The sequence below is a fragment of the Mesorhizobium sp. LSHC420B00 genome (genome assembly GCF_000503055.1).
In the GTDB taxonomy this organism is placed as follows: Bacteria; Pseudomonadota; Alphaproteobacteria; order Rhizobiales; family Rhizobiaceae; genus Mesorhizobium.
Genome location: NZ_AYVY01000010.1, coordinates 135,106 through 146,090 on the forward strand (window position 1 = coordinate 135,106; position 10,985 = coordinate 146,090).

Genomic DNA, 10,985 nt, shown 5'->3' on the forward strand with positions numbered 1-10,985 from the left:
GCCTGATCACGGTCCTGCCCGGAAACCGGGTTCCACTTTTCGGGATCATAGTCTAGAGCATGCGGCTGCCGGCACGGATGCCGGCAAAGCTGCAGGAAATAGCATCATGGCCGGACAACAGCCGATCGATCTCAGCCCGGAAGTCCTCACCGCCGCCGCCGAAAGCAAGGCGTGGCCGTTCGAGGAAGCGAAAAAGATCGTCGCCCGCTACGCGAGCAGCGGCTACCCGGAAACGGTGCTGTTCGAGACCGGCTACGGCCCGTCGGGGCTGCCGCATATCGGCACTTTCGGCGAGGTGGCGCGCACATCTATGGTGCGCCACGCCTTCCGAGTGCTGACCGAAGACAAGGTCAAGACGCGGCTGCTGTGCTTCTCCGATGACATGGACGGATTGCGCAAGGTGCCGGACAATGTGCCTAACAAGGACATGCTGCGCGCGTATCTCGGCAAGCCGCTGACCAGGATACCGGACCCTTTCTCCAATGAGTATTCGTCCTTCGGCGCCGCCAATAACGCACGGTTGCGCGCCTTCCTCGACCGTTTCGGCTTCGATTACGAATTCGCTTCCTCGACCGACTATTATACTTCCGGCCGCTTCGACGCGACGCTGCTCAAGATGCTCGAGCGCTTCGATAAGGTGATGGCAATTATGCTGCCGTCGCTGCGTGAAGAGCGGGCGCAGAGCTATTCGCCCTTCCTGCCGATCCATCCCAAGACCGGCATCGTCATGCAAGTCGCGATCGATGAGCGCAAGCTCGACGCCGGCACCATCGTGTGGCGCGACCCGGACACCGGCGAGCGCTTCGAGACGCCGGTGACCGGCGGTCATGCCAAGCTGCAATGGAAGCCAGACTGGGCGATGCGCTGGGCAGCACTCGGCGTCGATTACGAGATGTCCGGCAAGGATCTGATCGATTCCGTCAAGCTCGCCGGGCAGATTTGCCGTGCGCTCGATGCTCCAGCGCCGGAGGGCTTCAATTATGAGCTGTTCCTCGACGAGCAGGGCCAGAAGATCTCGAAGTCGAAGGGCAATGGGCTAACCATCGACGAGTGGCTGACTTATGCGCCGACCGAGAGCCTTAGCCTTTATATGTTCCAGCGCCCGCGAACCGCGAAGAAGCTTTATTTCGACGTCATCCCGAAGGCGGTAGACGAATATTACACGTTCCTCTCTGCTTATCAGAAGCAGGATTGGAAAGAACGGCTGGGCAATCCGGTCTGGCACATGCATGACGGCAATCCGCCTATCATCGACCTGCCGGTGTCGTTCGCGCTGCTGCTCAACCTGGTCAGCGCCTCGAATGCGCAGAACAGGGACGTGCTGTGGGGCTTCATTTCGCGCCACGCACCGGGTGTGACGCCGGCAACTCACCCCGAACTCGACCGGCTGACCGAATATGCGATCCGCTATTTCGACGATTTCGTGAAGCCGGCTAAGGTGTACCGTGCCGCCGACGCGGTCGAGCGCGAGGCGCTGACCAAACTTTCGGAAGCGCTCGCCGCGCTGCCCGCTGACGCCGCCGGCGAGGCGATCCAGAACGCCGCCCTCAATGTCGCGCGCAAGATCGAGCGCTACCAGGATCGTTCCAAGCAGAGCCCTGAGGGTGGACCCGGCGTCTCCGTCGCCTTCTTCCAGATGATTTATCAGGTGCTGATAGGTCAGGAACGCGGGCCGCGCTTCGGTTCCTTCGCCGCACTCTACGGCATTGCCGAAACGCGTGAGCTCATTCGACGGGCGCTTGCTGGTCAGCTGGCGGCTTGAGGACGCCGTCCTGCTCCTCCAGGATCGAGCCCGGCGCCACAGGCGCGGATCGCGACGCAGCCGGGAGCGGCGGCAGGCCTGAGACCCTCGGCGCCGGCCCGAAGACGCCCTTTTTCGCTGCACGCGCCTTCTCGCCGGCTTCTATGTAAGCGCCGCCCTTGGCGGCGCGCGCCCAGCCGTTTTCGACCAACCATTGGCCGATATCCTGATTGCCGATCCGGCACTCGGCGGCGATCAGGTCACGGCCGCCTTCGGGCGGCACGGCACAGACCACCGCACGACCGCGCAGAAAAGCGCGGAAGGCAGTTCGCGCCCGGATGCCGCAACTCCAAGACTTGCCGCCGTCGGTGCAAGTCTCGTCCTGCTTGACGATGTCGATGCCGGAAACCGCAATCGAATAGCCCTTTGCCTCGATGACCCCGGCGGCCGGCGCGACCGGCTGGAACAGTTTCGTGCCTTTCCAGTCGTCAGGCATTTTCGTTTTTGGCGGCCTGGGCAGTCCGGCCAATGCCAGATCGCTCAACGGTGCGCGCGGCTCAATCCGTTCAAGCTCGTCGGAACCGAGCTGCGGCGGCACCACGATTTCCGGATCGATTGCCCTTGAATGCGTAGCCTGCTTGGCCGCCTCTGGTTTCGAGATGGCCGACGTAGCCGGCGCGGCGGGCTGGGGTTCAGCGCTGACCTGAATTTGCTCGCCAGGGCCGCCGCTTTGGTTCTGGACGGCGCGGCCGCCAGCGACAATTGCCGTGGCCATCGCCGGAATCGCCAGAACGGCCAAGGCAAGGTGAGGCAGACGCACCGGCCCCGCGCCTACTGGCTTGCCCAGACAATCCGCGCCACCCATTCGACATCACGCATGGGGATGTCGCGGTCCGGATGATCGGGATTGAGGGAGACCAGCGCGATCGACTTCGGTGTCTGACGGTCGAGCACCTTGGCCATCACCTCGCCGGCATTGGTCTTGACGACGACGCGATCGCCCTTTCGTATGATAGCCCCCGGCTCGACGATCAGGACATCGCCATTGCGGTAAAGCGGCAGCATGGAATCGCCCTGGACCTTCAACGCATAGGAGGTTTCGGTTGCCCGTGCCGGCAGCTCGATCAGGTCCCATCCCTGCCCCGCCGGAAACCCGGCGTCGTCGAAGAAGCCACCGGCGCCCGCCTGGGCGAAGCCGAGCAGCGGCACCGACGATTTCTGCACGGGCAGTGCGCCGGAATTACCCCGGCCTTCGACCAGCCCCGCAAATTCATCCAGCGAGGCGCCGGTCGCCTCGATGATCTTGGCCAGCGATTCGGTCGACGGCCAGCGCGGCCGCCCATCCGAGGACAGCCGCTTCGATTTGTTGAAGGCCGTCGAGTCGAGGCCAGCGCGCCTGGCCAGCCCGGAGGCCGAAAGCGAATAACGCTCGGCGAGAGCGTCGATGGCGGCCCAAACGCGGTCATGCGAGAGCACCTTGCTCTCCTTCGAAACAGGAAAAAATACCTTCCCTGTTCTACCTCTTGGCCGCCATCTTGTCCACCACCGAAGACGGCGTCACGCTGCCTCCTTGGCCTCGTTCCTGTCATAGGGATCGAAACGCTCATAGAAGGTCTCGCCCTTCTCGGCCATGTCGAGCAGCAGCTTCGGCGCCCTGAACTCGGCGCCGTATTTCTTCTGCAGGCGCTTGGCGATCTTGACGAATTTCTTCGCGCCGATGCCGTCGATGTAGGACAGTGCACCGCCTGTGTAGGGCGCGAAGCCGAAGGCCAGGATCGAGCCGACATCGGCCTCGCGTGGATCGGTAACGATGCCCTCCTCCATCACCCGTGCCGCCTCAAGCGCGATGGTGACCAGCAGCCGCTGCTTCAGCTCCTCATAATCGACCCTCTCCGGCGCCAGTTGCGGGTAGAGGTCCCTGAGGCCTGGCCACAGCTTCTTCTTGGCAGGTTTTGCCGGATAGTCGTAGAAGCCCTTGCTGTTCTTGCGACCCAAGCGACCGTGTGTGTCGACCATCGTGCTGATCAGCGCCATCTGCTTCGGGTCGACCGCCTTGTCGCCGAGATCGCGCATCGTCTGCTTCATGATCTTCTGGGCAAGGTCGATCGCGGTCTCGTCGGTCAACGCCAGAGGACCGACCGGCATGCCGGCGGCTTTGGCCGCATTCTCGATCATCGGCGCCGGAACACCTTCGATCAGCATCTTGTAGGCTTCCGACATGTAGCGCAGTACGCAGCGATTGACATAGAAACCGCGCGAATCGTTGACGACAATCGGGGTTTTCTTGATGGCGCGGACAAAGTCGATCGCGGTGGCCAGCGCTTTGTCGCCGGTCTTCTTGCCGAGGATGATCTCGACCAGCATCATCTTGTCGACCGGCGAGAAGAAGTGGATGCCGATGAAATTCTTTGGCCGCGCCGAATTCCTGGCCAGCGATGTAATCGGTATGGTGGACGTATTCGAGGCGAAGGTCGCCGAAGGCTTGAGCACAGCCTCGGCCTGTTCGGTGGCGCCCTTCTTTACGGCCGAATCCTCGAATACCGCCTCGACGACAAGATCGCAGCCGGCGAGATCGGCGTAATCGGCCGTCGGCGTGATCAGCGTCAGCAACTGGTCCTTGTCCTGTGGCTTGGCACGGCCCTTCTTCACCTGATCCGAGATAAGGTTGTCGGAATGCGCCTTGCCCTTGGCGGCAGACTCCATGTCACGGTCGAGCAGCACCACCGGAATGCCCGCCTTGGCCGTCACATAGGCAATGCCGGCGCCCATGAAGCCGGCGCCGAGCACGCCGATCTTCTTAAACCTCGTTTCCGGCACACCGGCCGGGCGGCGCGCGCCCTTGTTCAGTTCCTGGAGCGACACGAACAACGAGCGGATCATCGCTGCCGCTTCCCTGGTCTGCATGATCTCGGTGAAGTAGCGCTGCTCGATCCGCAAGGCGGTGTCGAACGGCACCAGCAAGCCCTCGTAAACGCATTTCAGGATGGCGGCAGCGGCGGGATAGTTGCCATAGGTCTCGCGGCGCAGGATGGCGATGGCCGGCGGCCACAGATTGGCACCGGCCACCGAATAGATCGGAGCGCCGGGCAGCTTGAAGCCTTTTTCGTCCCACGGCGCCACCGGTTTCAAGCCGTTCCTGATCATCGCCTTGGCGGTTTCGACCAGCTTGTCCGGCTCGGCAATCTCATGGATCAGGCCCATCGACTTGGCCTTCTGCGGCGACAGCGTCTGGCCGGAGGTCAGCATTTGCAGCGCCTGCTGCTGGTCGGTCAGCCGCGGCACGCGCTGGGTTCCGCCGGCGCCGGGGAAAATGCCGATCTTCACTTCGGGAAGTGCCATCCTCACTTTGTCGGAATCGGCCGCGACACGGCCATGGCAGGCGAGCGACAATTCGAACGCGCCGCCCATGCAGGTGCCGTTGATCGCCGAAACCCACGGCTTACCCGAGGTTTCCAGCTTACGGAACAGGCCGTTCATATAGCCCGCATTGTCGAACAGCGCCTTGGTCGCCTTCTCTGGGTCCTTTGCCTTGTCGGCGGCGAAGGTCGCCAGCATCTTGTGCAGCATGGTGATGTCGGCGCCGCCCGAGAACGTATCCTTGCCAGAAGTGATCACCGCCCCCTTGATCGCAGCGTCGTTCGCCACCTTGTCGACGATGGCGTTCAGTTCGAGCATCACCTCTTGGGTGAAGACGTTCATCGAACGGTCCGGCATGTCCCAGGTGACCAGCGCAATGCCGTCGGCGTCGATGTCGAGGGTGAAATTGCTGTAGCTCATCATCTCTCTCCGTCAGACGCGTTCGATGATCGTTGCGGTGCCCATGCCGGCGCCGATGCAAAGCGTCACCAGCGCGGTGTTCAGGTCGCGGCGTTCCAATTCGTCCAGCACCGTACCGAAGATCATCGCACCGGTGGCGCCGAGCGGATGGCCCATGGCGATGGCGCCGCCATTGACGTTGATCCGGTCATGCGGAATCTCGAAATTCTGCATGTAGCGCAGCACCACCGAAGCGAAGGCCTCGTTGAGCTCGAACAGGTCGATGTCCGACAGCTTCATCTTCGCCCGCTTCAACAGCTTTTCGGTGACGTCGACCGGGCCGGTCAGCATCAGCACCGGTTCGGAGCCGATGTTGGCAAAGGCGCGGATACGCGCGCGCGGCTTGAGGCCGAGCGTCTTTCCGGCCTTTTTCGAGCCGAGCAGCACGGCCGCCGCGCCGTCGACGATGCCGGACGAATTGCCGGCATGGTGGACGTGGTTGACCTCTTCCACCTCGGGATGCTTCTGCACGGCGACGGCGTCGAAGCCGCCCATTTCGCCGGGCATCACAAAGGACGGATTGAGAGCGGCCAGCGACTGCATGTCGGTCGAAGGCCGCATGTGCTCGTCGTGGTCGAGAATGGTCAGGCCGTTCTGGTCCTTGACCGAGATCACTGAATTCTTGAAGCGGCCCTCGCCCCACGCCTTGGCGGCACGCTTCTGGCTTTCGACCGCGTAGGCATCGACGTCGTCGCGCGAAAACCCGTATTTGGTGGCGATCAGGTCGGCCGATATGCCTTGCGGCACGAACCAGCCGGGCAGGCCGACCGAAGGATCCATGAACCAGGCGCCGCCGGAGGCGCCCATGCCGACCCGCGACATCGATTCGACGCCACCGGCAATCACGATCTCGTCGGCGCCTTGCGCGATCTTGGCGGCGCCGAAATTGATGGCGTCGAGGCCCGAGGCGCAGAAGCGCGATATCTGCATGCCAGGCGCCTTGGTGTCGTAGCCGGCCTCGAAAGCAGCGGCACGTGGAATGACTGCACCCGCCTCGCCAACCGGATCGACACAGCCGAAGATGATGTCGTCGACGGTGCCGGTGTCCAGCCCGTTGCGGTCGCGGATCGCCTCGAGCACCTTGGCGCCGAGCCGCACCGCCGGCACTTCGTGCAGCGAGCCATCCTTCTTGCCCCTGCCGCGCGGCGTGCGCACGGCATCATAGACGTAAGCTTCGGCCATTTTCCTGCTCCTTGGGTTTGCTGAAAGTCGCTCAGAGAGAGCGCCCGATCAGCAATTTCATGATCTCGTTGGTTCCGCCGTAGATGCGCTGGACGCGGGCGTCGCGGAACATGCGCGCAATCGGATATTCATTCATGTAGCCATAGCCGCCATGCAATTGAAGGCATTCGTCGACGACTTTTCCCTGCAGGTCTGACAGCCAGTATTTGGCCATCGAGGCCGTCACCGGGTCGAGGCCGCCGTTAATGTGGCGGGCAACGCAGTCATTATAGAAGACGCGCCCAATGGTCGCCTCGGTCTTCAATTCGGCCAGCTTGAACTGGGTGTTCTGGAATTCGATGATGGCCTTGCCGAAGGCCTTGCGCTCCTTGACGTAGTCGATGGTAAGAGCCAGCGCCCGCTCGACCATGGCGATAGCAGTGGTGCCGATCTGCAGCCGCTCCTGCGGCAATTGCTGCATCAGCTGGACGAAGCCCTGGCCTTCCTCGTTGCCAAGCAGGTTCGAGGTCGGCACACGCACGTCGTTGAAGAACAGTTCCGACGTGTCGTTGGCCTTGAGGCCGATCTTGTCGAGGTTGCGGCCGCGCTCGAAGCCCTCCACCTCGTCGGTCTCGACGACGATCAGCGAGATGCCCTTGGCACCTTTCTGCGGATCGGTCTTGGTGACGACGATGATGAAGTTAGCGAGCTGGCCGTTGGTGATAAAGGTCTTCGAGCCGTTGAGCTTGTACTGGTTGCCGTCCTTTTCGGCGCGCGTCTTGACGCCCTGCAGGTCGGAGCCCGCACCCGGCTCGGTCATGGCGATGGCGCCGATCAGTTCGCCGGTCGCCAGCCTCGGCAGCCATTTCTTCTTCTGCTCGTCCGAGCCGTAATGGAGGATGTAGGGGGCGACGATCGAATTGTGCAGGCCAATGCCGAACCCGTCGACGCCGACATGGGCGATCGCCTCGATGATGGCGCTCTCATGCGCGAAGCTGCCGCCCGAGCCGCCATATTCCTCCGGCATCGAGGCGCAGAGCAGGCCGGCCGCACCCGCCTTCAGCCAGCTTTCGCGGTCGACCATCTCGTTCTTCTCGAACTCGTCGTAACGCGGCGCGATCTCTTCCGACATGAAGCGGTGCGCCATGTCATAAAGCATGCCGACCTCGTCCGCCGCCCAGGCGGGTTTTGGAAGGCCAAGGATTTCGGCGGGACTGGTCATGTTTATTCTCTGATCCTCCTTCCAAGCACGCCGCCAGAATTGAGGCTGGCGCGCTGCCGTGGCGCCCTCTCCCGGCCGCTTCGCGGCCACCCTCCTCGCGAGGAAGAGGGGAGCCTAGAACGCTTCGGCCGGCAGCGCCATCAATGTGTCGGCGCCGCTGGAGATGCGGGCAAGGTGCGCCGCCGTCTCCGGCATGATCCGCTCCACGAAGAAGCGCGCCGTCACCAGCTTGTTGTCGTAGAAAGACGAAGCGCCGTCGGCGCCATTCGCCAATTTCGCTGCGGCCACCCTGGCCATCTGCGCCCACATATAGCCCAGCGCCACCAGGCCGAAGAGATGCATGTAGTCGGTCGAGGCGGCACCGGCATTGTCGGGCTTGGCCATGCCGTTCTGCATCAGCCACATCGTCGCCGCCTGCAGATCGTTGAGGCTCTTCTTCAGCGCCTTGGTGAAGGGCGCCATCTTCTCGTCGGTGCGGTTCTCCTCGCAGAACTCGCCGACTTCCCTAAAGAACGCCTGCACCGCGCGACCGCCATTCAAGGCCAGCTTGCGGCCGACGAGGTCGAGTGCCTGGATGCCGTTGGCACCCTCATAGATCATGGCGATGCGGGCATCGCGGACGAACTGGCTCATGCCGTGCTCTTCTATATAGCCGTGGCCTCCGAACACCTGCTGCGCCATTACCGCATGATCGAAACCCTTGTCGGTGAGCACGCCCTTGACCACCGGCGTCATCAGGCCGGTATAGTCATCGGCTGCCTGGCGATCCTTGTCGTCACCGGAGCGGTGAGCGATGTCGGACTTGATCGCCGTCCACAGCGCCAGCGCGCGGCCGGCCTCGTTGAAAGCCTTCATGGTCATCAGGCTGCGGCGGATGTCCGGATGGACGATGATCGGATCGGCCTTTCTGTCCGGCGCCTTCAGCCCTGACAGCGAGCGGCCCTGCAGACGATCCTTGGCGTAGGAAACCGCATTCTGATAGGCAACCTCCGACAGTGAGAGGCCCTGCAGGCCGACGCCAAGCCGCGCCTCATTCATCATGGTGAACATGGCTTTCAGCCCGCCATTGGCCTCGCCGAGCAGTGTGCCTTCAGCGTCGTCATAATTCATGACGCAGGTCGAATTGCCATGGATACCCATCTTCTCCTCGATCGAGCCACAGGAGACGGTGTTCTTCTCGCCCGGATTGCCTGATGCATCGAGCTTGAGCTTCGGCACGATGAACAGCGAGATGCCCTTCACGCCATCCGGCGCGCCCTCGATACGGGCCAGCACGAGGTGGACGATGTTTCCCGACATGTCATGCTCGCCGGCCGAGATGAATATCTTCTGGCCGGAGATCCTGTAGGTGCCGTCGCCATTTGGAACGGCCTTGGTGCGCAGCAAGCCGAGATCGGTTCCGCAGTGCGGCTCGGTCAGGTTCATGGTGCCGGTCCAGGCGCCCTCGACCAGCTTCGGCAACCATGTCGCCTTCTGCTCTTTGGTGCCATGGGTGATGATCGCAGCGATCGCACCTTGCGTCAGTCCGGCATACATCATCAGCGACATATTGGCCGACACCATATATTCGGCAACCGCAGTATGCACTGCATAGGGCAAGCCTTGCCCGCCAAACTCGACAGGTGCGGCGAGCCCCATCCAGCCACCTTCGCGATACTGGTCGAAGGCTTCCTTGAAGCCTTTTGGCGTCGTCACCGACCCGTCGACATGGCGCACACAACCTTCCACGTCGCCGACACGGTTGAGCGGCTGCATGACGTTTTCGGCGAGCTTCGCGCCCTCGGCAAGGATGGCCTCGAGCACATCCGGCGTCGCGTCGGAAAATCCGGGAAGATTGGAATAGCGCTGATAGCCCAGCACCTCGTTCAGCACGAACAGCGTGTCCCGGATCGGCGCTCTGTAGATCGGCATGCGTTTCCTCCACCATGCGGTCTTGGCCCCGAAATCAGCCTCAGCATATGAGGATGGCAGACGGACCAACGTTGCGGTCGAGATAACAAATATTGACGTTTGCGTAAACGTCAATTCTGCGATGGGGCAAATTTTCTCCCGCGCGCCAAGACGGCAAACGGCGAAGGACGGTAACGACGAAGAACCGCGCGGCGAAAGCCGCGCGGTTCTCATTCGTCAGAAATCGGCAGGTTTAGTTTAGCTCGCCACGCTGGCCTGCGGCGCCGAGCGCTCGATCAGCATTTGCCGGACGGTCGACATCGAGGCACTCAGTTCGCTGATAGCGTCATCGATCAACGCCCGCTGCTTCTGCAGGCGGGCAAGCTGCTTCTCCGACTTGTCGAGCGCCAACCGCAACTGCTTGGTGTTGGAGCCGTTCGGATCGTAGAGGTCCATCATCTGCTTGACGTCACGCAGCGAGAACCCGACCTTGCGGCCGAGCAAGATCAGTTTCAGCCGGGCCCTGTCGCGGCGTGTATAGAGACGGGTTGAGCCGTCACGCTGCGGGTTGAGTAGACCCTTGTCCTCATAGAAACGCAGCGTGCGCAGCGTCACTCCGTATTTCTTGGCCATTTCGCCGATGCGGACAAGCTCTTCACCGGCTTCGCTCGACATATCGTTGGTATTGGCCGCGGCTTGGCCGGGCGAAATAAGTTTCATGGTCACTGGCTTTCCCCGTCTGGTGGCGTCGCGGTCGCGGACCTTGCGTCGCCTGAGTGAAAGCGGGGGCGTGCTTCCACTCGTGGTTTCAACAAACAAATCACAAACGGCGTAATCCGCTCGTTTACGTTTACGTCAATGCTATATCGATAGCCGCCTTACGACGCAAGAGCGTTCTGGGCTTGGAACTTTATGCCGCAGCGCCGGTGGATAACCTAAAAGTCGTGGCCGATTTCGGGAGCGATCATGCGGCTGATCAAAATTCTACAGCGTCTTTTGTGCGTCCAAAAAGACACCCGGCGCCGTCCGCAGCCAGTCGACAAAGTTGCAACTTCTTAAGCTTGGTTAACGCGTTGTTTACCACGTTGGGGCGAAATGTGCGCATGTCGGTTACCCGTGTTTATCCTGTATTGAATTTTTCACGGTTTTTCGGAG

8 protein-coding genes are annotated in these 10,985 nt (G+C 62.0%); 1 reads left to right on the forward strand and 7 read right to left on the reverse strand.

Annotated elements, in window-relative coordinates:
• Positions 1-106 precede the first annotated feature (106 nt).
• Positions 107-1,762: a lysine--tRNA ligase gene (locus X760_RS56125; RefSeq protein ID WP_023719506.1), complete on the forward strand. Its 1,656-nt coding sequence runs from the start codon at positions 107-109 to the stop codon at positions 1,760-1,762.
• Here X760_RS56125 and X760_RS56130 read toward each other — a convergent pair.
• From X760_RS56130 to X760_RS56160, 7 genes are all read right to left on the reverse strand, one after another.
• Positions 1,725-2,561 (reverse strand): thermonuclease family protein, encoded by an 837-nt coding sequence (locus tag X760_RS56130; RefSeq protein ID WP_023719507.1) that lies wholly within the window; start codon positions 2,559-2,561, stop codon positions 1,725-1,727. The two genes, X760_RS56125 and X760_RS56130, sit on opposite strands and share 38 nt — an antisense overlap.
• A gap of 11 nt (positions 2,562-2,572) precedes the next feature.
• On the reverse strand, positions 2,573-3,217 hold the full coding sequence (locus X760_RS56135; RefSeq protein WP_023719508.1) for a helix-turn-helix transcriptional regulator: 645 nt from the start codon (positions 3,215-3,217) through the stop codon (positions 2,573-2,575).
• 81 nt (positions 3,218-3,298) lie between these two features.
• Positions 3,299-5,518 (reverse strand): 3-hydroxyacyl-CoA dehydrogenase NAD-binding domain-containing protein, encoded by a 2,220-nt coding sequence (locus X760_RS56140; RefSeq protein WP_023719509.1) that lies wholly within the window; start codon positions 5,516-5,518, stop codon positions 3,299-3,301.
• A 12-nt stretch (positions 5,519-5,530) separates the two neighbouring features.
• Entirely contained in the window at positions 5,531-6,739 is a 1,209-nt protein-coding gene (locus X760_RS56145; protein WP_023719510.1) for an acetyl-CoA C-acetyltransferase, read from the reverse strand.
• 31 nt (positions 6,740-6,770) lie between these two features.
• Positions 6,771-7,940 carry an acyl-CoA dehydrogenase family protein gene (locus X760_RS56150; RefSeq protein ID WP_023719511.1) on the reverse strand — a complete coding sequence of 390 codons (1,170 nt, stop codon included), beginning with the start codon at positions 7,938-7,940 and terminating at the stop codon, positions 6,771-6,773.
• A gap of 114 nt (positions 7,941-8,054) precedes the next feature.
• The gene (locus tag X760_RS56155) at positions 8,055-9,851 is read right to left on the reverse strand and encodes an acyl-CoA dehydrogenase (protein WP_023719512.1); all 1,797 of its coding nucleotides are present in this window, start codon (positions 9,849-9,851) and stop codon (positions 8,055-8,057) included.
• A 237-nt stretch (positions 9,852-10,088) separates the two neighbouring features.
• Complete coding sequence (locus X760_RS56160) at positions 10,089-10,550, reverse strand: MerR family DNA-binding transcriptional regulator (RefSeq protein ID WP_023719513.1); 462 nt, start codon at positions 10,548-10,550, stop codon at positions 10,089-10,091.
• Positions 10,551-10,985: the final 435 nt, after the last annotated feature.

Excerpts from the sequence above, each read along its gene's own strand:
- X760_RS56145 (WP_023719510.1), bottom strand. The coding sequence starts at position 6,739 with ATGGCCGAAGCTTACGTCTATGATGCCGTGCGCACGCCGCGCGGCAGG.
- X760_RS56150 (WP_023719511.1), bottom strand. The coding sequence starts at position 7,940 with ATGACCAGTCCCGCCGAAATCCTTGGCCTTCCAAAACCCGCCTGGGCG.
- X760_RS56140 (WP_023719509.1), bottom strand. The coding sequence starts at position 5,518 with ATGAGCTACAGCAATTTCACCCTCGACATCGACGCCGACGGCATTGCG.
- X760_RS56160 (WP_023719513.1), bottom strand. The coding sequence starts at position 10,550 with ATGAAACTTATTTCGCCCGGCCAAGCCGCGGCCAATACCAACGATATG.
- X760_RS56125 (WP_023719506.1), top strand. The coding sequence starts at position 107 with ATGGCCGGACAACAGCCGATCGATCTCAGCCCGGAAGTCCTCACCGCC.
- X760_RS56155 (WP_023719512.1), bottom strand. The coding sequence starts at position 9,851 with ATGCCGATCTACAGAGCGCCGATCCGGGACACGCTGTTCGTGCTGAAC.